We start from the raw sequence: 22,109 nt of genomic DNA on the forward strand, positions 1-22,109 counted from the left end.
CAGCCTACGACCAGCGTCTTCGCCTGCTTGCTGCAGGGGACCGATCAGCACGGTAACGTGCGTTTCGAGTCCGACACTGGGAGGTCCCCGCGGTGCCCGACCCGTTGTTCCCCACGATCGTCGCCGGTGCCGCGAAGGAAGCCTTGCGCTTCGGCGACCACGCCCTGTCCTACGACGCCCTCGCCGCCGTCGCCGGCGGCCTCGCCCGCGAGCTGCCGCCCGGCCGGGTGGCGGTGTGGGCGACGCCGACCGTGCACACGAGCGTCGCGGTCGTCGCCGCGCTGCTCGCCGGGGTGCCGGCGGTGCCGCTCAACCCGAAGATCGGCGAACGCGAGCTGGCGCACATCCTCGCCGACAGCGAACCGGCCCTCGTCCTGGCCGAGCCGGGCGCGGAGCTGCCCGCCGGGCTCGCCGCCCTGCCGCGCCGCGACATCCCGCTCACCGGCGAGGGCGCGCCGATCCCGCCGGAGGCCGACCCCGAAAGCCCGGCGCTGATCGTCTACACCTCGGGCACCACCGGCCCGCCGAAGGGCGTCGTGCTCCCCCGCCGCGCCCTCGCGACCACGTTGGACGCCCTGGAGGACGCCTGGGCGTGGACCGCCGCCGACGTGCTGGTGCACGCGCTGCCGTTGTTCCACGTGCACGGCCTGATCCTCGGCATCCTCGGCCCGCTGCGCCGCGGCGGCTCGGTCCGCCACCTCGGCCGGTTCTCGACCGAGGGCGTCGCCCGGGAACTCGACGCCGGCGCGACCATGCTGTTCGGCGTGCCGACGATGTACCACCGCATCGCCGGCGAGGTCGGCTCCGATCCGGCGCTGGCCGACGCGCTCAAGCGGGCCCGGCTGCTCGTCTCCGGGTCGGCGGCGCTGCCGGTGCACGACCACCAGCGGATCACCGCGGCGACCGGCCAGCAGGTCGTGGAGCGCTACGGCATGACCGAGACGCTGATGAACACGAGCGTCCGCGCGGACGGCGAGCGCAAACCCGGCACGGTCGGCGTCCCGTTGCGCGGGGTGGACCTCAGGCTGGTGGGCGACGCCGGCGAAGTGATCGACGACGTCGAAACCGTCGGCGAGATCCAGGTCCGCGGCCCGAACATGTTCACCGGGTACCTGAACCGGCCGGACGCGACCGCGGCGGCGTTCGACGACGGCTGGTTCCGCACCGGCGACATGGCCACCCGCGACGCCGACGGGTACGTCCAGATCGTCGGGCGCAAGGCGACCGACCTGATCAAGAGCGGCGGGTACAAGATCGGCGCGGGCGAGATCGAGAACGCGCTGCTCGAACACCCGCGCGTCGCCGAAGCGGCCGTCACCGGTGAGCCGGACGACGACCTCGGCGAGCGGATCGTGGCGTGGATCGTGCCTGCCGGGCCGCCACCTTCGGAGACCGAACTGGCCGACCACGTGGCCAGGCTGCTGGCGCCGCACAAGCGCCCGCGGGTCGTCCGGTTCCTGGATGCGTTGCCGCGCAACGACATGGGCAAGGTCATGAAGCGGGCGCTCGGTGCCTAGGCTGCCGGCGCGCGAGGTCGTCGGCGCGATCGCGAACGGCTTCACGGAGTTCGCCACGCCGCTGCGTGAGGAGCCCGCCGACGGCCCGATCGGCTGGCCGGGCTACCGGGAAGCGCGGTCCGCCGCGGAAGCACGCACCGGCGAGCAAGAGTCGGTCGTCTGCGGCACGGCCAAGATCGGCGACGTCGAAGCCGTGCTGATCGCGTTCGAGTTCGGCTTCCTCGGCGGGTCGCTCGGGCAGCGGACCGGCGACCGGATCGAAGCGGCGTTCGCGCACGCCCGCGACGCGCGGCTGCCGGTGGTGTCGCTGGTCGCGACCGGCGGCAGCCGCATGCAGCAGGGCATGCGGGCGCTGATGCAGCTGCAGCGGGTGGCGCGGGCGTCGGCGCTGACGCGGTCGGTGGGCATCCCGCAGCTCGCGGTGCTGCGCGACCCGACGACCGGCGGCGGCTGGGCGACGCTCGGCGCGGGCGCCGACGTCGTCCTCGCGCTGCCGGAGGCGCAGGTCGGCTTCGCGGGCTCGCGGGTGCGGCCGCCGGGCTCGCCGGAGGCGTACACCGCGGAGGCGCATTTCGCCTGGGGTCAGGTCGACGCCGTGGTCGAGCCGGACGCACTCGGCGTGACGCTGGAGCGGTGGCTGCGGCTGCTGACCGCGCGTTCGTCGGCGGCGGCTCCCCCGCCTTCGGCGTTGCGGGCCGCTTCGCTGCCTTCGACCGGCTGGGAGGCGGTCCAGGCGGCGCGCTCGCCGGAGCGGGCCCGGGCCGCGGAGTACCTCGACGCGTACTTCGACTGGCGGGAAGACATCAGCGGCGACCGCGTGGGCGGCGCGGACCCCGGCGTCGCGTGCGGCTTCGGCTGGCGCGACGGCCGGACGATCGCGTACGCGGCCCAGTGCGGCACGCCGACGTTGCCCTCGGGCTTCCGGACGGCGGCCCGCCTGGTCCGGCTGGCGTCCCGGCTCGGCATCCCGGTGCTGACGCTGGTCGACACCCCGGGCGCGGCGAACGACGCGGCGGCCGAGCAGGCGGGCGCGGGCGGCGCGATCGCGGAGCTGTTCGAGGCGGTGGCGACGGCGTCGGTCCCGGTGACAACACTGGTGATCGGCGAAGGCGGCTCGGGCGGCGCACTGGCGTTCGCCGCGGCGGGATCGACGTGGGTGACACCGGACGCGTACTTCTCGGTGACGTCCCCGGAAGCCGCGGCGGCGATCCTCAAGCGCCCGGCGTCGGAGGTGCCGGACATCGCCAACCAGCTGCACCTGCGTCCCCAGGACCTGGTGGATCTGGGCGTCGCCCGCGCGGTCGTGAGTGAGAAACAGCGTTAGAACACTGTTTCTCACTCACGAGGTCCGTGGTTGGATCTTGCGATGGGGTATCGACTCAACAGGCGAGCGGCGTTCGGTTTGGGGACCGCCATCGCCGCCGGAAGCGTTCTGGCCGGCTCTCCCGCGTACGCGCAGGAAGCAGACATCGAGGCCAGCCCGGCCACACCGGACCGGGCCAGGCAGAAAGTGCAGCGCGTCTACGACACCGCGGCCGCCGAGGCGGGCGGCGTCTGGAACTCCTACATCAGCGTGGCCGACGGGGTGGCCGTCGACGTGGCGTCCGACGAGGTCGTCGAGGCGTACAGCGTCAACAAGGTGGCCGTCGCGGTCACCCTGATGGACAAGATCGACCGCGGCCTGCTCACGCTGGACCAGCAGGTCCAGGTACCGGAGAGCATCGTCGTACCGGGTGGCGACGGCATCATCATCCTGGACAAGGCGTACCCGAGCGCGTTCACACTGGGCCACGTCCTGTCGCTGTTCCTCACGGTTTCGGACGACACGTGCGTCCGCCTGGCGGGGCTCGTGGTCCCGGCGGCCGAGATCAACCAGATCCTGGTGGCCAAGGGCTTCCCCAAGACCCAGGTGACGCCGGTGGCGAACCCGAACCGCTACTTCCTCGGCCAGACCACCCCGCGCGAGACCCACGACCTGCTGAAGGCCCTGGTCGCAGGCACCCTGCTGAGCCCGGCGTCGACGGACTACCTGCTGTCGATCCTGCGGTCGCAGGTGGCGTTCACCGACGGCATCCGGCGCGAGATGTCATCGATCGACCGGGCAAGGATCGCAACGAAGGCGGGCTGGCTGAACGACGGCCGCAACGAAGCGGGCATCATGTTCGACGCAGCGGGCAAGCCGGTGTTGATCTACTCGATGTTCGCGCACGGCCAGCCGAACCCGGAGGACTTCGGAGCAACGCACCCGGTCCGGCAGGCCGCGGCGAAGATGGGGCCGAAATTCCTGCGAGCGGTGGACAAGATCGCAGGCGCGGGCACCAGGACATTCCGAGCACCGACCTACCAGCAGTACAACGGCGGCTGAGCAGCTACCGAGGTCGTGAGTGGTAAGGCGGGTTCTAACGCGCCTTACCACTCACGACGCTTGGGCGAGGTCCGGAGTGCGGTCGGCCCACGTGCCGTGCGGTTCCAGCGTGATCTCGCGGACGTCGTCCTCACGGCGGTCCAGGCGCACCACCAGGTAGTCCGAAGACAGCCGTTCCGCCGAACCCTCGCCCCACTCGACCACGATCGCCGAGCGCTCGAGGTCCGTGTCCAGGTCGAGGTCATCCAGCTGCGAGAGATCGCCGCCCAGCCGGTACGCGTCGACGTGCACCAACGGCACGCCCGAAGTACCAGCCGGATGCACCCGAGCCAGCACGAACGTCGGCGAACTCACCCGGCCGCCGACACCGAGGCCGTCCGCGATGCCGCGGGTCAGCGTCGTCTTGCCCGCGCCGAGCGGCCCGGCCAGCAAGACCAGGTCACCCGCGCGCAACGCGCGGCCGAGGGCGCGCCCGAAGTCCATGGTCTCTTCGGGGGTCGGGAACACGAAACTCAACGCTGCCACCACCAGGTTCGCCGGGACGAGGATTCGCCGTCCACACCGGAACAGCGTTGCAGAAGATCGATCAGATGGCTGTTCACCAGCTCGGGCTGCTCGAGCTGGACCATGTGGCCGGCGCCGCGGACGCGCACCAGCTCCGCGTCGGGCAGCTCGGCCGCGATCCGCTCGGCGTGCGCGAACGGCGTGAACCGGTCCGAATCGCCGCCGATGACCAGCACTTCGGCGTGCTTCAACCCGGCCAGCGCCGCGTAGCGGTTGTGACTGCCGAGCGTGTCGACGAAGTTGACGAGCCCGCGCACCGGCGTCACTTCGAGCATCTCGAGCATGAAGTCGACGAGCCGGGGTGCGACGTCACGACTGCCGAACGCCAGCCGGCGCACGGCCTGCCGCGTCAGCTGCCCGCCGGCCGCGCGGACGAACTCCACCAACCCCGGCTGCCACCCCGCGAGGCCGCCCGCCGCGCGCGTCAGCGGGTTGTACTTCGAGAGCAGCGAACGCGGCAACCCGCGTGCCCCGACTTCGCCCGCCGCGGTCGCGATGAAGGCAACCCCGCACACGCGGTCTTCGAAGAGCGAAGGGAACTCGGCGGCCAGCTCCATGATGACCATGCCGCCCATGGAGTGCCCCATCAGCACGATGGGGCCGTCCGGCACCACGGACCGCAGCACGCAGTCCAGGTCGCGGGCCAGCTGCTCGATCGTCGACGTCTCGGCCGAAGCCGCGCCTGAGAGGCCGTGGCTGCGGTGGTCGTAGTACACCTGACGCACGCGCGGCAGCCGCAGCGACGCGAGGTCGCGGCGCTGGAAGTGCCAGCAGCGCCGCGAAAGCGCGAAGCCGTGCACCCCCACGACGGTCAGTTCCGGTTCGCCGCCGTCTTCCGGGTCGATTTCCTCGACCGAAAGCGGCGTGCCGTCCTCGGCCGCGACCGTCGACGTACGGTCGGGCTTCAGCTCCCCCAGCGGCTCGTCCACGTACGGATCCTCACTGTGCCGCCGCTGTTGCGCGGCGACGGCGATGGCGGCGGCGGTCCCGGTGGCCACGGCCCCGACCCCGCCGGCGATGGCCAGCAGTCGTCGTGAAGGTGTCACGAGCGTTCCCCCAGATACCGGCGCCGGACCCGCGGCCGGTACATCGACGTCACGATCTCGTAGTCGATGGTCCCCAGCTTGCCGGCCCATTCCCGGGCGGTCGGCTCGCCGTGCGTGCCGGCGCCGAACAGGACGACCTCGTCGCCGACGGCCGGGGTGTAGTCACCGCAGTCGACCACGAGCTGGTCCATGCAGACCCGCCCGGCGACCGGCCGCCGCCGCCCGCCGAGCCAGACGTCCATCCGGCCGGACAGCGACCGCGGGACGCCGTCGGCGTACCCGGCCGGGACCAGCGCCAGGTTCGTGTCCCGCGACGCGGTCCAGGTGTGCCCGTAGGACACCGATTCCCCGGCCTCGATCCGCTTGACCAGCGCGACCGCCGACCGGAACGTCATGGCCGGCCGCAGGTCTTCGGCCTGCGGGACCGGGTTGAGCCCGTACATCGCGATGCCGGGCCGGACGACGTCGAAGTGCAGGTCCGGGCGGGTGAGCAGGGCCGCGGAGTTCGCCAGGTGCCGCATCGGGTCGAGCCCGGCGGAACGGGCGGTGTCGTACGCCTCGGCGAAGCGCTTGGCCTGCTCGTCGGTGGCCGGGTGGTCCGGTTCGTCGGCGCACGCGAGGTGGGACCAGATCGCGACGACCTCGACCCGCGGTTCGGCGGCCGCCGCGTCGACCAGCTCGGCCCAGGCGGACGGCGGGCAGCCGTTGCGGGAGAGCCCGGTGTCGATTTTGAGGTGCACACGCGCCCGGGTACCCGGTTTCGCGGCCGCGGCGATGCGGCGAAGCTCACCCAGCGAGCTGGCCGCGAGGTCGACGCCGGCCTCGATCCCGGCGGCGAAGTCGACGTCCGGGGTGTCCAGCCAGCTGAACAGCCGGGTCTCGATGCCGGCTTCGCGGAGAGCGAGGGCCTCGCCGAGCGAACACGTGCCCAGCCAGGACGCCCCGGCCTCGACCGCGGCGCGCGCCACCGGCAGCGCGCCGTGGCCGTAGGCGTCGGCTTTGACCACGGCCATCACCTGGGAACCGGGCGCGCGGGCGCCCAGCAGGGTGAGGTTGTGGCGGATCGCGTCGAGGTCGATGTCGACCTGGGCGCGGGGGAAACTGGAGGTCATGGCGCCCTCCAGTTTCCCATGACCCGAGGTCAGGGCAGGCGCAGCCCGGACGTGGCGGAGAACACGTGCAGCTCGTCGGGGCGGATCCGCAGGTTGAGCGTGTCGCCCATGGCCGGCGGCGTGCGCGGGTCGACCCGGGCGACGACGTTCGACTTGTTGTCGGCCGCGTCGGTCTCGGCGAGCTTGCCGTAGACGTAGGCGTCCGAGCCGAGCTCCTCGACCAGCTCCACCTTGATCGGCAGGGTGCCTTCACCGGTGGCGACCTCGAGGGCCTCCGGCCGGAAGCCGAGGGTCACGGTGTCGCCGTCGGCCGCCGCGATGGTCTCGCGGGTCAGCGGCACGCGCGCGCCACCGACCTCGGCGCCGTCCGCCGTCAGCTTCGCGGTGACGAGGTTCATCGCCGGCGAGCCGATGAACCCGGCGACGAAAGCGTTTGCGGGCTTGTCGTACAACGCGCGCGGGGTGTCGCACTGCATGAGCAGGCCGTCCGAGAGCACCGCGACGCGGTCACCCATCGTCATGGCCTCGACCTGGTCGTGCGTGACGTACACCGTCGTGACGCCGAGGCGGCGCTGCAGCGCGGCGATCTGCGTACGGGTCGAGACACGCAGCTTCGCGTCGAGGTTCGACAGCGGCTCGTCCATCAGGAAGACCTGCGGCTCGCGGACGATCGCGCGGCCCATCGCGACACGCTGGCGCTGACCACCGGAGAGCGCCTTCGGCTTGCGGTCGAGGTACTGCTCGATGTCCAGCAGCTTCGCCGCCTCGAGGACCTTCTGCTTGATCTCCGACGCGGGGCGGCCGGCGATCTTCAGCGCGAAGCCCATGTTCTGCGCGACCGTCATGTGCGGGTACAGCGCGTAGTTCTGGAACACCATCGCGATGTCGCGCGAGCGCGGCGGCAGCTGGGTGACGTCGCGGTCGCCGATCCAGACGGCGCCGTCGTCGATGTCCTCCAGGCCGGCGAGCATGCGCAGGCTGGTCGACTTGCCGCAGCCGGACGGGCCGACCAGCACGAGGAACTCGCCGTCCTCGATCTGCAGGTCCAGCGCGTCGACCGCGGGCCGCTCGGCACCCGGGTAGCGGCGGGTCGCCTTGTCGTAGGTGATGGAAGCCATCGGTCAGTCCTCTCCGAGATTCCGCCGGACCCCGTACGCCGCTTCGCGGGCTTCGAGGTGGCGTTGCTGGATCCGGTGGCCCTCGGCGCGCTGCGCCTCGGTCGGCTCGTCCAGCTCGAGCCGGAGCTTCTGGTTCTCCTGCCAGGACGGGGGTTCCGCACTGGAAGCCAGGGCCCACGCCGCCTGCCGCGCCGCGCCGAGCGCGACGTACTCGGCGACTTCGGGCAGCTGCACGGGCACGCCGAAGACCAGCGGCGCGACCGCGCGGACGGCCCGCGACTGCGCGCCACCGCCGATCAGCAGCACGCGCTGCACGTCGAGGCCGTGCGCGCGGACCGCGTCGAGGCCGGCGGCCAGGCCGCAGAGCATGCCTTCGACCGCACTGCGGGCGAGGTTCTCCGGGGTCATGTTGTCCCTGGTCAGCCCGGACAACGAGCCGGTGGCGCCGGGCAGGTTCGGGGTGCGCTCGCCGTCCAGGTAGGGCAGGAAGGTCAGCCCGCCGGCGCCGGGTTCGGCGGTCAGGGCGAGGCGGTCGAACTCGCTGAGCGTCGCGCCGAGCATCGCGGCCGTCGCGGTGAGGACGCGGGCGGCGTTGAGGGTGCAGGCGAGCGGGAGGAAGCGGCCGGTGGCGTCGGCGAACCCGGCGACCTCGCCGCTGACGTCGGCCGCGCCGGTCTCGGCGACGCCGAACACGGTGCCGCTGGTGCCGAGCGAGACGACGGCGTCACCGGGCTTGAGCTCCAGCCCGAGCGCGGCGGCCATGTTGTCGCCGGTGCCGGCCGAGACGAGCACGCCGTCGGGGGTGTGGCCGGCGGCGTCGGCCGGGCCGAGCACGGTCGGCAGCTCCGGCGTCCGGCCGCCGAAGGCGTGGCTGAGGACGTCGAGACGGTAGGCGTTGTCGGACGGCGAGAAGTAGCCGGTGCCGGACGCGTCGCCGCGGTCGGTGACCGGGTCGCCGCCGGTGAGCTTCCAGGTCAGCCAGTCGTGCGGGAGCAGCACGCGCGCCACGCGGTCGGCGAGCTTCGGCTCGTTTTCGGCCAGCCAGCGCAGCTTCGTCACGGTGAAGCTTGCGACCGGTACCGAGCCGACGGCCTTCGCCCAGGCCGACGGCCCGCCGAGCTCGTCGATGAGGTCGAGCGCCGCCTGCGCGGACCGGGTGTCGTTCCAGAGCAGCGCGGGCCGGACGACCTCGCCGGCTTCGTCGAGGGTGACCATGCCGTGCTGCTGCCCGCCGACGCCGATCGCCCGGACGCCGTCGAGCAGGCCGTTCGCCGCCTCCCGGAAGGCGTCCCACCAGGCGGCGGGAGCGACCTCGGTGCCCTCGGGGTGCGGCGCGCGGCCGGTGCGGACGATTTCGCCGGTTTCGGCGTCGCACACGACGACCTTGGTCGACTGCGTGGACGAGTCGATGCCGGCGACCAGCTCAGCTGTCATAGGGCTGCCCCTCTGCGACGTGTTCGACGATCTCGATCGCGGTGCCCGCGTTGAGCGCGGCCTCGATCTCCTCGGTGGGTGTGGCCTGGCCGGTGATCAGCAGGTCGTAGTCGCCGACGTCGCCGTGGGCGTAGGTGGCGGTGCGGCCGAACTTCGAGTGGTCGACGACCAGGACGTTGTGGTTCGCGACCTTGAGGGCGGCCTTCTTGAGCTCGGCGTAGTCGCGGTCCGGGTGGAAGAGCCGCCCGACGGCGACCGCGGTGACCGAGACGAACGAGACGTCGGCGCGGATGCTGTCGAGCAGGTTGATGACCTCGGGGCCGGCACAGGAGTCGTACTCGTGGCTGTAGCGGCCGCCGGCGAGCACGACGTCGACCTTCGGCCCGAGCAGCCGGGCGGCGTGCAGCGAGTTGGTGACGACGGTGAGGGCGTCGATCTCGGCCAGCCGCCGGACCAGCGGGAGGAGGGTGGTCGAGTCGTCGACGAAGACGGTCTGGCCGGGCTGGACGTGGTTCGCGGCGGCGTCGCCGAGCGCTTCCTTCTCGCCGTGGTGGAGCGTGTCGCGGAAGCGGGCGGCCGTCTCGATGGTGAGCGCGGGGTAGGCCTCGACCTTGCCGCGCAGCTTGCGGAGGAGCCGGCGTTCGGCCAGGTCGTCGAGGTCGCGGTGCATGGTCATCAGGCTGACCTTGAACCTCGTCGTCAGGTCGTCGATCCGGGCTTCACCCTGCTCGATGACGTGGTCGAGGATGTCCTGCCGCCGCTGCTCGACGGCAGCGTCGGAGGGCCGGGTCTTCCGGTCTCCGGGTGCTGTGCCGCCGCTCACACGGCATTCTTACCAGATTTGGTGCGCGAAGTTAACAGAGAACTCGATAAGTCTTCTCAGGACGTGAGCGAGCGGATCGACCGGATGGCTTCGGGGATGGCGTGGACCAGCCCGGAGGCCGAGGTCGGAGCGTTCTGGGCGGCGATCGCCCCCGCCAGCGAGTGCACGTTCGCGGCGGCGGCCGCGGCCAGCCAGGGGTCCAACCCGGCCGCCAGCAGGGCGCCGACCAGGCCGGACAGGACGTCACCCGAGCCCGCCGTCGCCAGCCAGGCTCCCCGGGGCGTGTTGATCGCGACGCGGCCGTCCGGGGCCGCGATCACCGTGCAGTGACCTTTCAGCAGGACCACCGCGTCGTACTTCTTCGCCGCTTCACGTGCGGCCGTCACGCGGTCCGGACCCGGCTTGTGGCCCATCAGGCGCTCGTACTCGCCCGCGTGCGGGGTCAGGACGAGCGGCGTGTCCGGGTCGCGGGCGTCGAGGACGTCCGGGTTCTTCGCGATGATCGTCGTCGCGTCGGCGTCCGCGCACACCGGGACGCCCTGGCCGAGGACGTACCGCAGCACGTCACGGCCCTCGGAGCCGGTGCCGATGCCGGGGCCGACCGACCACGCCTGCACCCGGCCGGCGTCCGCGACCGTGCCGGTCGCGATGATCTCCGGCCACTGCCCGCGGACGACGTCGGCCGCGTGGCCCGCGTAGCGCACCAGGCCCGAGGTCGCGCGGACCGCCGAGCCCGCGGCGAGCACCGCCGCACCCGGGTAGGTTGCCGAGCCCGCCGCGATGCCGACCACGCCCTGGCTGTACTTGTCGTCGTCCGGGCCGGGCACCGGCCAGGCCGCGGCAACGTCCACGATGTCGAGGCGCCGGAGGTCGGGGTCCGACAACTCGAGGCCGATGTCGACGAGGACGACCTCGCCGCAGTGGACGGGCGCGAGCGCGTGCACCGGCTTGAGCGCGCCGAACGTGACGGTTTTGGCGGCCTGCACGGCCGGGCCGTCGACCGCGCCGGTGTCCGGGTCGACGCCGCTGGGCAGGTCGACCGCGACGATCGGGGCCTCGACCAGCTCGACGAGCCGGGCGGCGTCGGGCCGCAGCGAGCCGCTCGCGGAGATGCCGACGATCCCGTCGACCACGACGTCGGCCTTCGCGATCCACTGTGGACCGTCCGCGGCGGGCACCGCGCGGCCGCCTGCCCGCTTGAGCGCCTGCAGACCCTTCGCGTGTGCCTTCGCGGGGTTGAGCAGGATCGCCGTGACGGCCACTCCGCGGCGGCGCAGGAACGCTCCGGCCCAGAGCGCGTCACCGCCGTTGTCGCCGGAGCCGACGAGCAGCACCACCCGGCGGCCGGAAACGCTGCCGGTGTGATCCTCGAGGAAGTCCGCGATCTGCACCGAGAGCCCGAAGGACGCCCGCCGCATCAGCTCGCCTTCCGGCGTGACGGCGAACGCCCGCCCCTCCGCCTCGCGAATCCGTTCCGTGGTCCAGATTCCCTGCACGGCGGGGCCTCCCGCGATTACTCGACTGTGACGGACTTCGCCAGGTTACGCGGCTTGTCGACGTCGTACCCGCGGGTGCGGGCGATCTCCGCGGCCAGCACCTGCAGCGGCACGGTGGAGACCAGCGGCTGCAGCAGCGTCGGCACCGCGGGGACCTCGATGAGCTCGTCGGCGAACGGCCGGACGGTCTCGTCACCCTCTTCGGCGATCACGATCGTGCGGGCGCCGCGGGCCTGGATCTCGCTGATGTTCGACACGAGCTTCGAGTGCAGCACCGCGCGGCCCTTGGGCGACGGCATCACGACGACGACCGGCAGGCCGTCCTCGATCAGCGCGATCGGGCCGTGCTTGAGCTCGCCGGCGGCGAAGCCCTCGGCGTGCATGTACGCGAGTTCCTTGAGCTTCAACGCGCCTTCGAGGGCGACCGGGAAGCCGACGTGGCGGCCGAGGAAGAGGACGGCCTTGGAGTCGGCGATCCGGCGGCCGAGGTCCCGCACCTGGTCCACAGTGGACAGTACCTTCTGGACGGCCGCGGGCATGGCCTCCAGCTCGGCGAACTCGCGGGCGACCTCGTCCGGGTACTTCGTGCCGCGGGCCTGCGCCAGCGCCAGGCCGACCAGGTAGTTGGCCGCGATCTGGGCGAGGAACGCCTTGGTCGAGGCGACGCCGATCTCGGGCCCGGCGTGGGTGTAGAGGACGGCGTCGGACTCGCGCGGGATCTGCGCGCCGTTGGTGTTGCAGACGGCGAGGACGCGGGCCTTCTGCTCCCGCGCGTGCCGGACGGCTTCGAGCGTGTCCGCCGTCTCGCCGGACTGGGACACGGCGACGACCAGCGTGTCGCGGTCGAGGACCGGGTCGCGGTAGCGGAACTCGGACGCCAGCTCGACCTCGACCGGCAGGCGCGTCCAGTGCTCGATGGCGTACTTCGCGACCAGGCCGGAGTGGTAGGCCGAACCGCAGGCGACGACGAAGACCTTGTCGACGTCGCGGAGGTCCTGGTCGGAGATGCGCTGCTCGTCGAGGATGATCCGGCCGGACTCGAAGTGCCCGCGCAGCGTGTTCGCCAGCGCTTCGGGCTGCTCCTCGATCTCCTTGAGCATGAAGTACTCGTGGCCGCCCTTCTCGGCGGCGGAGAGGTCCCAGTCCACGGTGAACGGCTTGGCCTGGGCGGCGTCGCCGTGGAAGTCCAGGACGTCGTAGCCCTCGCGGGTGATGACGACGAGCTGGTCCTGGCCGAGTTCGACGGCCTCGCGGGTGTGCTCGATGAAGGCGGCGACATCGGAGGCGACGAAGTGCTCGCCTTCGCCGACCCCGACGACCAGCGGCGACGACCGGCGCGCGGCCACGATCGTGTCCGGGTGGTCGGCGTGCGTCACGACCAGGGTGAACGCACCTTCGAGCCGGCGGCAGACGGCGGCGACGCTGGCGGTGAAGTCGCCCTTGGTGTCGCCTTCGGTGTACGCGCGGGCCACCAGGTGGGCGGCGGTCTCGGTGTCGGTGTCGCTGGCCATCTCGACCCCGTCGGCCTCGAGCTCGGCGCGGAGGGTGGCGAAGTTTTCGATGATGCCGTTGTGCACGACGGCGACGCGCTGGGAGGCGTCGCGGTGCGGGTGCGAGTTCCGGTCGATGGGGGCACCGTGAGTGGCCCAGCGGGTGTGCCCCATGCCGGCGGTGCCGCCGAAGCGCTCCCGGCCGACCTCGTCGAGCCGGCCTTCCAGGTTGGCCAGCCGGCCCGCCTTGCGCTCGACGGTCAGCGCACCGGCACCGTCGAGGACCGCGACACCGGCCGAGTCGTAACCGCGGTACTCCATGCGCCGGAGCCCGCCGAGGACGACGTCCAGAGCCGGGCGGTGCCCGACATATCCCACGATTCCACACACGCACACCAGCCTAACGAGGGACATTCGGCGGGTTGACGGGGTCCGTGAACCGCCTCCAACCAGGGCGAACACCCGACTGGGTGGTTCAAACCAATGCGGTGCACTCGGACGGTCGGCTCGCGCACCTGGAAGGTCGGCTCGCGTACCCGGCCGGTCGGCCCGCGTGCCTGGACGGTCGGACGGCTTGGGCAGCCGAAACTGTCGGTGCCTGCCGGTAACGTGGAAAACGGGGGGCGCCCCCGCGGGCGGCTGGATGCCGCGGGCGGCGCGCCGGGGCGCGGGCGAGCCGGGGGCGGGCGCGCACAGTAGGGTTCCGGCCATGGCCAGCAAGCCCAAGCAGCTGCTCGCGGAGTTGACGCACCCCGGTCCGCACGAGGTCCTGCGGGGCGATCTCGCCCTGGTCGGGCTGCCGGGCGTCGTCTACACGCCCCGGGCCGGGCTCGGGCTGCCGGCCGTCGCCTTCGGGCACGGGTGGTTGCAGCCGCCCGATCGGTACCGGCAGCTGCTGCGGCACCTCGCCAGCTGGGGCATCGTCGCCGCCGCGCCGGCCACGCAGCGGGGGCCGCTGCCGTCGCACCGGCTGCTCGCCGCCGACCTCCTGACCACCCTCGACGTCGTCACCACCGTGCGGCTCGGGCCGGACGGCATCAGCGTCGACCCCGCCAAGCTGGGCCTCGCCGGGCACTCGGCCGGCGGTGGCTCCGCCGTCCTCGCCGCCGCTCAGGACGCGCAGAGCGAGAAGCCGCGGATCAAGGCCGTCGCCACCATCACCGCCGCGCAGACCCTTCCGCCGGCGTCCGAGGCCGCGAAGACCATCACCGTGCCCGGCCTGCACCTGGCCGCGGAGGAGGACCTGGTCGCGCCGTCCGTCGCGCACGCCGAGGCCATCGCCGGGGCCTGGGGCGGCGACGACGTCCAGCTGCGCTTCCTCGGCAAGGCGTCCCACCTGGGCGTCACCGAGGGCAGGCACTGGTCGCAGCTGATCATGCACGGCAAGCCGCACCGCAAGACTCAGCAGCTCACGCGCGCCCTGTTCACCGCGTTCTTCCTCACCCACCTGACCGGCACCGACAAGTACCGGCCCCTGCTCGAGGCGGACGTCAAGCGCGCCCCGATCGAGCGTGAGGAAGAGCCCGCCCGCTGAGCCGGCCTCAGACCAGCCAGCTCGTGCTGGAGAAGTCGTCCTCGTCGTCGGGCTGACGCGCGTGCCGCCCGCGCCGCGGCGGCTCGGGGGCCGCCGCCGGCGGTTCCGGGGCCGGCTCCGGGTGGGGTGAAACCGCCGGGGTGCCGTAGCTCGGCGTCGGGTAGTTCGTGTAGCCGGTGTCCGCTTCCTCGTCGTGGACGCCGAACTCCATCAGCGACTCGCGGGACTTGTCGGCCAGCGTCTTCTCCGTCGCCCAGCCGCCCGCGCTCTGCTTGCGCTTGTTGAGCTCGTCCATGTGCTCGGCGTACTTCTGCGCCGCGGCCAGCTCCTGCCGCATGCCCTCGCGGGCCTGCTGCTGGGCCTCGGCGAGCCGGCGTTCGCGCAGCCCGCGCTGCTCGTCCTGCTCGCGGGCGGCGGCTTCCATCGTCGAGATCGCCGCGCGATACCGGTCTTCGGCGCTGCTCATCGGCCCTCCTCGGCCCTCGTCACCGGTCGTACCGGATCGAACGGTCACCCTCGTCGTCCAGCGAGCCGCTGATCCGGCCCTTCGCGCCGGACGTCTCGAACACGCCACCCTCGATGCGGTACTGGCTGGGCCCGCGCTGCTGGTCGCCGCCACCGCCGCCCGGGGCGCCGCCCATGCCGCCCATCATGCCCATGCCGCCCATGCCCGACATCGCGCTCGCGCTCGACGAGCTCGCGGCCGCCTGGTGCAGGCCGGGGTCGACCGGCGTGGCGCCGAGCCCGCCGCCGCCGTCGGACATCGGCAGCGAGGCGTCGCTGCCGGTCTGGACGCCCGGGTCGAGCGACACAGCGCCCGCGAAGTCCGGCGACCCGCCGCCGGTGACGGCGGAGCCGAAGTCGCTCGCGCCGGCCGTCGTGGTCGCGTCCCCGGAACCGGCGCCGCCGCCAGCGCCCACGCCCACGTCGGCCGTGGCCACCGCGGGCTCGGCTCCGGCGCTGCCGCCGAGGTCGCCCTCGAAGCCACCGGGTGCGGTGAAGCCCGACACGCCTTCGCTGCGCGTGAAGCCCGGGTCGGGGGTGGCCGGCGCCGGGTCCTTCGTCAGCGGGGACTCGGCGTTCGGGTCGTGCCGGACGTCCGAACCGGCCGGGCCGTCGGGCACCGGCTTGCCGTCCGCCTTGAGGCCGTCGCCCTTGAGGTCGGCGGCCTTCGGGTCGTCCTTCTCGTCCAGCGTGTACGTGGTCGGCTCGCCCTTGCCGTCGTCGACGGTCACGATCGTCGGCCCGTCCGGGCCCTCCGGCCGCTCGGCGGTGATCTTGAGGTTGCCGTCCTGGATGTGGATCTTGCCGTCCGGGCCCGGCTTGTAGCTGCCGTCCGCGCCGGGCTGGCCCTCCTTGACCGCCTGGCTGCCCTGCGGGCCGAAGGACGCCTTGTCGCCGTCCTTGCCCGCGCCGTCCTTGCCCGCCTCGGCCTTGTCGTCGTCACCCCAGTCGAGGTGGTAGTCCTTCTTGTGGCCGTGGCCGTCGTCCACGGAGATGTCCTGCTTGCCCTCCTTGTCGGGCTCGGACATCGAGATCGTGTTGTCGCCCTTCTTGACCGACACCGTGTCGGTGTCGTCGAGGTCCTTGATGGCCTCGCCGGTCTTCGGGTCGATCGGGTACGGCTGCCCGGTCGCCGGGTCGACCTCCAGCGGCTTCCCGGTGATCGGGTTCTTGCCTTCGTCCGGCTTCGGCGGCTCCTCGGCCTTGGGCGGCTCGGCCGCCGACGGCGTCGTCGTGCCGCCGCCCCCGGTCCCGGTGCTGCCCGTCCCGGTGCTCCCCGTGCTGCCGGTCCCGGTGCTGCCGGTATTCCCGGTGTTGCCCGTGTTCCCGGTGTTGCCGGTGTTGCCGGTGTTCCCGGTATTGCCCGTGTTCCCGGTGTTCTTGGCTTCGGTCAGCTGGTTGCGGTAGCCGTCCATGTACCGCGCCAGCGCGCCGAACTGCTGGTCGATGGTCTGCTTGGCCGCCTTGCACGACCCGTCGAACGCGGTGATCAGGCTCTTGTACTCGGTCGAGAAAGCGCCGTCCCGCCAGTAGCGGCAGACGTTCCGGCCGTATTCCTTGTTTTCGTCGTTGAAGCCGCAGTCGTCGTTCTGCAGGCGCTCGGCGAGGTTCGACGGATTGCCGTTCTTCGCGTTGACGGCGTCGATCCAGCCGGCGACCTTCATGAAGTCGTCGAACTCCCCGGTGTCGCCGTTGGCGATCTTGAGGACGTCCTTGGCCATCGGGATGTCCGCCTCGGCGATCACCGGGCGGTGCAGCTGCAGGACCTCGTCGACCTTCTTCTTCACCGCGGTGTAGACCTGCGAGACGGTCTCCGGGATCAGCTTCGCCGCCCCGTCGATCTGCTGCGACAGCTCCTTGGCGTGCGGCTTGAGCGTCTCGTCGTACTTGATCTCCGCCGCGTTGGCGCCCTTGCCCTTCCACTCGCCGAAGAGGGTCTGCAGCTCGGTGTCGCTCTTGGTGAGGGTGTCCTCGACGACCTTGTGCGCCTTGCCGAGGTCGTCGGCGTCGCTCAGGAACTTCTGGTACTGGATCCCGCGGTTCTCGTGGAACTTGTCCTTGAGGTCGGTCTGCGAGTTCTTCTTTTCGCCCTCGCCGCCCTTGATCTGGTTCCAGACCTCGTCGGTCCACTTCGCGAGCAGGTCGACCGCCACATTGCCCTGGTCGAGCTGTTCGTCGGAACTCTTCGCGCCGGCCCCCAGCGTCGGCGCGGCGATTCCGTCGAGGTTCTTCTTCGCCTGGTCGCGTTCGGCGGTCTGGCGCTGGTGTTCCTGGTTCTTGGCCGCCGACTCCTGCTTCGCCTCCGAGACGATCTCGTCGGTGTCGTCCGAGTCGAAGACGTCGTACCCGCCACCGCCGTCGGAATAGTTCTCGATGTACTTCTTCGCGTACTCTTCTTCTTCGTCGTTGAAGTTGAAGGTGTTGCGGTCGTACTCCTCCATGAGCTTCGTCTTCGTGTCCATGGACACGTTCGGGTCATCGAGGACCTTCTTGATTTCGGCCCAGTCAGCCATCAGCGGTTACCCCCGGCCTGGTTCGCGGTCGCCCCGGCGTTCGCTTCCTGGGCCGTGTACTTGCCGCCGGCGGTCCCGATTCCGCTGCCCAGGTTCAGCAGGGCGTTCGACAGCCCGGTCAGTCCCGCGCCGATCTCGTCCATCCCGGCCTTGTACTTGCCGAAGCTTTCCTGGTGCACGCGGCCGAAGTCCGCGGCGACGATCTCGGTCGGCGCGACCTTCTTGGCTTCGGCCGCCGGGTCGTCGGCGACGTCCGCCAGGCGGATCTGCGCCCGCGTCATCGCCTCCGAACTCGCTGCATACCCGTCCGGCATGGTCGCTGCCCCCTTCGATCCCACAGTCCCTGGCTCACGTTCCGGGACTGTGACGCGCCCGGACCCCGTTCGGTGCCGTCGCAGATGCACACAGAGTCTAGCGTCCGGCCGGGCGGCGGACCTGGGCTTCCGCGAAGTGCACCCGCCCGGGAGCTACGCCCGGGGGCGCTGCGCCGCGACCGCCTCGGCGATCACCTCGGCGACGCCGCGGATGTCGACCAGCCGGTCGAGCTCGTCGATGTCGACCGAGACGCCGTAGGTGACCTCGGCCCGGGCCAGCAGCTGGATTCGCTGCCGGGACGTCATGCCGAGGTCGTCGAACGGCGTGGTGTCGGCGAGCCGCTCCGGCGGGATCTCCAGCGCGAAGGCGATGATCCGCCGGATCTCCTCGACGTAGGCCCCCGGGTCAGTCATGGCGCCCATTCTCGCCCCACCAGCGTTCCCGGGCCGCGGCGCGGGCCACCTTGCCGCTGGACGTCCGCGGCACCTCGCCCGGCCGCACCAGCCACAGGGCGCGCAGCGGCAGGTCGTGTCCCGCCGAGACGGCCCGCCGCACCGCCGTCTCGACTTCCTCGCCGGGAGCGGAGCAGCCGGCCACGACCGCGACGCCTTCGCCGCGGCCGTCCCGCACGCCGAACGCGGCGGCACGCCGGACGCTCGGGTGCGCGGCCTCCACGGTGGCTTCGATGTCCTGCGGGTGGTGGTTGCGGCCGTCGACGATGATCAGGTCCTTGAGGCGGCCGGTGACGTAGAGCTGTCCTTCGTGGACGAACCCGAGATCGCCGGTGCGCAGCCAGCCATCCGGGGCCAGCACGTCGTCGCGGCCCCAGTAGCCGTCGGCGAGGTTCGGGCCCGACACCTGGATCTCCTTGTCGACAATGCGGATCCGCTGGCCGTACGGCTTGCCCACCGACACGTGCGGCTTGCCGTCGAACGTGGTGATCGTCGCGCCTTCGTCGCCGGCGCTGGTGACGAATACCGTCGCCTCGGCGAGCCCGTAGCACGGCTTGTGGGCGGCCCGCGGCAGCCCGAAGGGCGCGAAGGCGCGCGCGAAGTTCTCGACGGTGTCCGCGCGGACCGGCTCGCTGCCGTTGAGCAGCGAGTTGACGTGCGAGAGGTCGACGTCGGCCAGCTCCCCCGCCGCCTCGGCGGCCAGGTCGAAGGCGAAGTTCGGCGCGGCCGTGACCGCGCCCGGGTGCTCCGCCAGCAGCCGGATCCAGCGCAGCGGGTCGCGCACGAACTCCATCGGCGTGCAGAAGACCGACCGCGAGCCGAGGAAGACGGGGGTGGCGAGGAGCAGGACCAGGCCCATGTCGTGGAAGAACGGCACCCAGCCCACCAGCGGCGTCGACGCGTCGGCGCGATAGCACTGCGTGGTCTGCCAGCAGCTGGCGACCAGCGCGCGGTGCGAGATCACCGCGCCGGCCGGGCGGCGCGTCGAGCCGGACGTGTACTGCAGGTACGCCGGATCGCTCATCGCCACGGTGGCGGGCGGCTCGGCGTCATCGGGCTCGATGTCCTCGAGGGCTCGCGCGGCCACCGGAACCCGGTCCGCGAAGTCTTCGGAGGTGAGGCACACCGCCGGGGTGGCGTCCGCGAAGGCCGCCTCGAGCCGGGCGCGGTTCGTGCGGCCGGTCGGGACGGACAGCGGCACCGCGATGCGGCCCGCGTAGAGCGTCCCGAGGAAGGCGGTGACGTAGCCGAGGTCCTGCCGGGCGGCGATCGCCACCCGGTCGCCCGGCCGGGTGACCCGCCGCAGCTCGCGGGCGACCCCGCGGACGCGGGCGAGCAGCTGCGGCCAGGTCAGCGTGTGGTCGGCCGGGCCGGGGAAGGTGCGGCAGGTGAACGCGGGCCGGTCTTCGCGCGCGTTGCGGAGCAGGTAGTCCGTGAACGGCGTGGTCAGGACGTCATCCGGGACGGCTGCGGGCGGCACGGCCCCATCCTGCCCTACCGTGTCGAAGCGATGGACGAGTTCGAACGGCACGGCATCGCGGTGGTCTCCGGCCGGGACGCGTGTGCGCGGGCCCTGCGGTCGGCCGGGCTGACGTCGGATCCCGGCGGCGGCTCCCCCAGCGTCCTGCTGCGGGACGGCGACGACCACACCCGCGTGCGGGCGGTGCTGCGGGAGATCATCGCCGGGCTGGAGCCGTTCCCGGCTGCCCTGCAGGCGGCGATCGAGGCAACGGTGGCCGGGCTGGGGATGTCCTTCGACCTGGTGCGCGACTTCGCACGGCCGGTGGCGGGCGCGGTGACGTCGGCGGTGCTCGGCGTGCCCCTCGACGACGTCTTCCTGGACCACCTCGAAGCGACGACGGCGAACCTCGACGTCTTCGGCGGCGCGGACCGGGCCGGGCAGGCGTCGGCGTTCCGGCTGGCGGTGCAGCTGAGCCGGACCCCGGCCGGGCCGGGCGGGCTGACGGCGTTGCGGAAGGCCCACGCGGCGGGCCGGCTCGACGAGGACGAGCTGGTGATCAACGCCGTGGTGCTGGCGCACGCGGTCTACGAGAACTCGCTGAACTTCCTGGCCTGCGCGGGCCTGGAACTCGCGACCTCGGGCCCGCGGACCGTGCGCGAGCTGGTGGCGGCGGTCTGCCCGGCCCGGTACGTGCTGCGGTTCGGCCCGGACGGCCCGGTGGCGATCTCCCTGGCCGACGGCCTGCCCTTCGGCCTCGGCCGCCACGCGTGCCCGGGCTCCGGGGTCGCGCTGGCCGAAGCCGAGATCGCGCTCACCGCGCTGGCGAAGCACCTCGGCGGCGGGTGCGAAGTGCGGGACGTGCGTTGGAAGACCCACGCGGTCTTCCACGGCCTGGACTCGGCGCAAGTTGTCGTGAGTGGTAAGGCGGGTTAGAACCCGCCTTACCACTCACGACCGAGTCAGGAGACGGCGGAGACGACGCCGGCCAGGCGGTCGGCCGCGGCCTGGGCCGTTGCCTGCGCCGGGGCCTCGACCATCACGCGGACCAGCTGCTCGGTGCCGGACGGGCGCAGCAGCACCCGGCCCTCCTCGCCCAGTTCGGCCTCGACCGCGCCGACCGCGTCACGGACCTCCGCGGAGTGGGCGACCGCCGTCTTGTCCGCGACCGGGACGTTCACCAGGACCTGCGGCAGCCGGTTCATCACGGCCGCCAGGTCGGCCAGCGACTTGCCCGTCGCGGCCATGCGGCTCATCAGGCGGAGCGCGGTCAGCAGGCCGTCGCCGGTCGTGGCGTGGGCCGGGAGCACGACGTGGCCGGACTGCTCGCCGCCGAGGGCGAACCCGCTCGCGCGCAGCTCCTCGAGGACGTACCGGTCGCCGACCGCGGTCGTCACGACGTTGATGCCGTGGGCCTTCATGGCCAGGTGCAGGCCCAGGTTGCTCATCACGGTGGCGACCAGCGTGTCCTTGGCCAGCTCGCCCGCCTCGGCCAGGGCCAGCGCCAGGACCGCCATGATCTGGTCGCCGTCCACCAGCTCGCCGGCGGAGTCGACGGCCACGCAGCGGTCGGCGTCGCCGTCGTGGGCGATGCCGAGGTCCGCGCCGTGCTCGACGACGGCCTTGCGCAGCTTCTCCGGGTGGTTCGAGCCGCAGTGCTCGTTGATGTTGACGCCGTCCGGGTCGGCGAACAGCGCGACGACCTCGGCGCCCGCCCGGCGGTAGATCTCGGGCGCGGCGGCCGACGACGCCCCGTTCGCGCAGTCGACGACGACCTTCAGCCCGGCGAGCGGGTGCGGCGTCGCTTCGACCAGGTGGCCGGCGTAACGATCGAGGGCGTCCTCGACGTCGGTGACGCGGCCCACACCGGCGCCGGTCGGGCGGACCTTGCCGTCCGCGAGCCCGGCTTCGATCTCGTCCTCGATGCCGTCGGGGAGCTTGTGGCCGCCCGCGGCGAAGAGCTTGATGCCGTTGTCGGGCATCGGGTTGTGCGACGCGGAGATCATCACGCCGAGGTCGGCCTCGAGCGAGCCGACCAGGTAGGCGACGGCCGGCGTCGGCAGCACGCCGACGCGCAGGACGTCGGCCCCCGCGGACGTGAGGCCCGCGACGACCGCGGCTTCGAGCATCTCGCCGCTGGCCCGCGGGTCGCGGCCGACGACGGCGACCGGCCGGTGCGAACGGTCGTGCGCGGCGAGCACGCGGGCGGCGCTGGCCGCCAGCGCCAGCGCGAGCTCCGGCGTCAGCTCGGCGTTGGCCAGGCCACGGACCCCGTCGGTCCCGAACAGGCGTGCCATCGATCGACCTCCTCTGCGCGGTCACGACCGCGTGACCACCACGACAACCTAGCGACCCTTCCGGGTCGCT

Annotated in this window: 19 protein-coding genes; 5 read left to right on the plus strand and 14 right to left on the minus strand. The window is 72.4% G+C overall.

The annotated features are described in order from the left end of the window. Window positions 1-92 precede the first annotated feature (92 nt). From OO60_RS13580 to OO60_RS13590, 3 genes are all read left to right on the plus strand, one after another. Entirely contained in the window at window positions 93-1,517 is a 1,425-nt protein-coding gene (locus OO60_RS13580; RefSeq protein ID WP_004559936.1) for an acyl-CoA synthetase, read from the plus strand. Continuing rightward, the gene (locus OO60_RS13585; RefSeq protein ID WP_004559937.1) at window positions 1,510-2,841 is read left to right on the plus strand and encodes a carboxyl transferase domain-containing protein; all 1,332 of its coding nucleotides are present in this window, start codon (window positions 1,510-1,512) and stop codon (window positions 2,839-2,841) included. The genes OO60_RS13580 and OO60_RS13585 overlap by 8 nt, the downstream gene beginning before the upstream one ends. Before the next feature lie 78 nt (window positions 2,842-2,919). After that, a complete protein-coding gene (locus tag OO60_RS13590; RefSeq protein ID WP_004559938.1) occupies window positions 2,920-3,882 on the plus strand; it encodes a serine hydrolase in 963 nt (320 codons plus the stop codon). 51 nt (window positions 3,883-3,933) lie between these two features. On the opposite strand, the gene tsaE is transcribed toward OO60_RS13590, so the two are convergent. From tsaE to glmS, 8 genes are read right to left on the minus strand one after another with little or no spacing between them, the layout of a single operon-like run. Further along, window positions 3,934-4,398, minus strand: coding sequence for a tRNA (adenosine(37)-N6)-threonylcarbamoyltransferase complex ATPase subunit type 1 TsaE (tsaE, locus tag OO60_RS13595; RefSeq protein ID WP_033261439.1), 465 nt, complete (start codon window positions 4,396-4,398; stop codon window positions 3,934-3,936). Next, on the minus strand, window positions 4,395-5,492 hold the full coding sequence (locus tag OO60_RS13600) for an alpha/beta fold hydrolase (protein WP_004559940.1): 1,098 nt from the start codon (window positions 5,490-5,492) through the stop codon (window positions 4,395-4,397). Before OO60_RS13600 ends, tsaE begins: the two co-directional genes overlap by 4 nt. Then, window positions 5,489-6,604 carry an alanine racemase gene (gene alr, locus OO60_RS13605; protein ID WP_004559942.1) on the minus strand — a complete coding sequence of 372 codons (1,116 nt, stop codon included), beginning with the start codon at window positions 6,602-6,604 and terminating at the stop codon, window positions 5,489-5,491. The genes OO60_RS13600 and alr overlap by 4 nt, the downstream gene beginning before the upstream one ends. 29 nt (window positions 6,605-6,633) lie before the next feature. Continuing rightward, window positions 6,634-7,722 (minus strand): ABC transporter ATP-binding protein, encoded by a 1,089-nt coding sequence (locus OO60_RS13610; protein WP_004559943.1) that lies wholly within the window; start codon window positions 7,720-7,722, stop codon window positions 6,634-6,636. Window positions 7,723-7,725: 3 nt separating this feature from the next. After that, window positions 7,726-9,156 carry a xylulokinase gene (gene xylB, locus OO60_RS13615; protein ID WP_004559944.1) on the minus strand — a complete coding sequence of 477 codons (1,431 nt, stop codon included), beginning with the start codon at window positions 9,154-9,156 and terminating at the stop codon, window positions 7,726-7,728. Continuing rightward, window positions 9,146-9,979 carry a DeoR/GlpR family DNA-binding transcription regulator gene (locus tag OO60_RS13620; RefSeq protein ID WP_004559945.1) on the minus strand — a complete coding sequence of 278 codons (834 nt, stop codon included), beginning with the start codon at window positions 9,977-9,979 and terminating at the stop codon, window positions 9,146-9,148. The genes xylB and OO60_RS13620 overlap by 11 nt, the downstream gene beginning before the upstream one ends. Window positions 9,980-10,035: 56 nt before the next feature. Continuing rightward, window positions 10,036-11,475, minus strand: coding sequence for a bifunctional ADP-dependent NAD(P)H-hydrate dehydratase/NAD(P)H-hydrate epimerase (locus OO60_RS13625; RefSeq protein WP_004559946.1), 1,440 nt, complete (start codon window positions 11,473-11,475; stop codon window positions 10,036-10,038). A gap of 17 nt (window positions 11,476-11,492) precedes the next feature. Next, window positions 11,493-13,355, minus strand: a complete 1,863-nt coding sequence (gene glmS, locus OO60_RS13630) for a glutamine--fructose-6-phosphate transaminase (isomerizing) (protein WP_004559947.1) — start codon at window positions 13,353-13,355, stop codon at window positions 11,493-11,495. A gap of 319 nt (window positions 13,356-13,674) precedes the next feature. Between glmS and OO60_RS13635 the strand changes: the two genes are divergently transcribed. Then, a complete protein-coding gene (locus tag OO60_RS13635) occupies window positions 13,675-14,499 on the plus strand; it encodes a dienelactone hydrolase family protein (RefSeq protein ID WP_004560121.1) in 825 nt (274 codons plus the stop codon). A gap of 7 nt (window positions 14,500-14,506) precedes the next feature. On the opposite strand, the gene OO60_RS13640 is transcribed toward OO60_RS13635, so the two are convergent. The 5 genes from OO60_RS13640 to OO60_RS13660 form a co-directional block, all read right to left on the minus strand. Continuing rightward, a complete protein-coding gene (locus OO60_RS13640) occupies window positions 14,507-14,965 on the minus strand; it encodes a hypothetical protein (RefSeq protein ID WP_004560122.1) in 459 nt (152 codons plus the stop codon). 19 nt (window positions 14,966-14,984) lie between these two features. Beyond that, window positions 14,985-17,516, minus strand: a complete 2,532-nt coding sequence (locus tag OO60_RS13645; RefSeq protein WP_004560125.1) for a WXG100 family type VII secretion target — start codon at window positions 17,514-17,516, stop codon at window positions 14,985-14,987. Continuing rightward, window positions 17,516-17,830, minus strand: a complete 315-nt coding sequence (locus OO60_RS13650) for a hypothetical protein (RefSeq protein WP_240490879.1) — start codon at window positions 17,828-17,830, stop codon at window positions 17,516-17,518. The genes OO60_RS13645 and OO60_RS13650 overlap by 1 nt, the downstream gene beginning before the upstream one ends. Window positions 17,831-17,983: 153 nt before the next feature. Beyond that, window positions 17,984-18,244 carry an acyl carrier protein gene (locus OO60_RS13655; protein WP_004560129.1) on the minus strand — a complete coding sequence of 87 codons (261 nt, stop codon included), beginning with the start codon at window positions 18,242-18,244 and terminating at the stop codon, window positions 17,984-17,986. Then, complete coding sequence (locus OO60_RS13660) at window positions 18,237-19,763, minus strand: fatty acyl-AMP ligase (RefSeq protein ID WP_004560132.1); 1,527 nt, start codon at window positions 19,761-19,763, stop codon at window positions 18,237-18,239. The genes OO60_RS13655 and OO60_RS13660 overlap by 8 nt, the downstream gene beginning before the upstream one ends. A 30-nt stretch (window positions 19,764-19,793) precedes the next feature. Here OO60_RS13660 and OO60_RS13665 point away from each other — a divergent pair, with 30 nt between their 5' ends. Then, entirely contained in the window at window positions 19,794-20,678 is an 885-nt protein-coding gene (locus OO60_RS13665) for a cytochrome P450 family protein (RefSeq protein ID WP_004560134.1), read from the plus strand. 26 nt (window positions 20,679-20,704) lie between these two features. On the opposite strand, the gene glmM is transcribed toward OO60_RS13665, so the two are convergent. Further along, window positions 20,705-22,039 carry a phosphoglucosamine mutase gene (gene glmM, locus OO60_RS13670; protein WP_004560136.1) on the minus strand — a complete coding sequence of 445 codons (1,335 nt, stop codon included), beginning with the start codon at window positions 22,037-22,039 and terminating at the stop codon, window positions 20,705-20,707. Between the last annotated feature and the right edge of the window lie 70 nt (window positions 22,040-22,109).

Source organism: Amycolatopsis vancoresmycina (assembly GCF_000716785.1).
Taxonomy (GTDB): Bacteria; Actinomycetota; Actinomycetes; order Mycobacteriales; family Pseudonocardiaceae; genus Amycolatopsis; species Amycolatopsis vancoresmycina.

What these genes read in the sequence shown, in the direction of transcription:
- alr (WP_004559942.1), bottom strand. Translation starts at nt 6,604, where the DNA reads ATGACCTCCAGTTTCCCCCGCGCCCAGGTCGACATCGACCTCGACGCG.
- OO60_RS13610 (WP_004559943.1), bottom strand. Translation starts at nt 7,722, where the DNA reads ATGGCTTCCATCACCTACGACAAGGCGACCCGCCGCTACCCGGGTGCC.
- xylB (WP_004559944.1), bottom strand. Translation starts at nt 9,156, where the DNA reads ATGACAGCTGAGCTGGTCGCCGGCATCGACTCGTCCACGCAGTCGACC.
- OO60_RS13635 (WP_004560121.1), top strand. Translation starts at nt 13,675, where the DNA reads ATGGCCAGCAAGCCCAAGCAGCTGCTCGCGGAGTTGACGCACCCCGGT.
- OO60_RS13640 (WP_004560122.1), bottom strand. Translation starts at nt 14,965, where the DNA reads ATGAGCAGCGCCGAAGACCGGTATCGCGCGGCGATCTCGACGATGGAA.
- OO60_RS13645 (WP_004560125.1), bottom strand. Translation starts at nt 17,516, where the DNA reads ATGGCTGACTGGGCCGAAATCAAGAAGGTCCTCGATGACCCGAACGTG.
- OO60_RS13650 (WP_240490879.1), bottom strand. Translation starts at nt 17,830, where the DNA reads ATGCCGGACGGGTATGCAGCGAGTTCGGAGGCGATGACGCGGGCGCAG.
- OO60_RS13655 (WP_004560129.1), bottom strand. Translation starts at nt 18,244, where the DNA reads ATGACTGACCCGGGGGCCTACGTCGAGGAGATCCGGCGGATCATCGCC.
- OO60_RS13665 (WP_004560134.1), top strand. Translation starts at nt 19,794, where the DNA reads ATGGACGAGTTCGAACGGCACGGCATCGCGGTGGTCTCCGGCCGGGAC.
- glmM (WP_004560136.1), bottom strand. Translation starts at nt 22,039, where the DNA reads ATGGCACGCCTGTTCGGGACCGACGGGGTCCGTGGCCTGGCCAACGCC.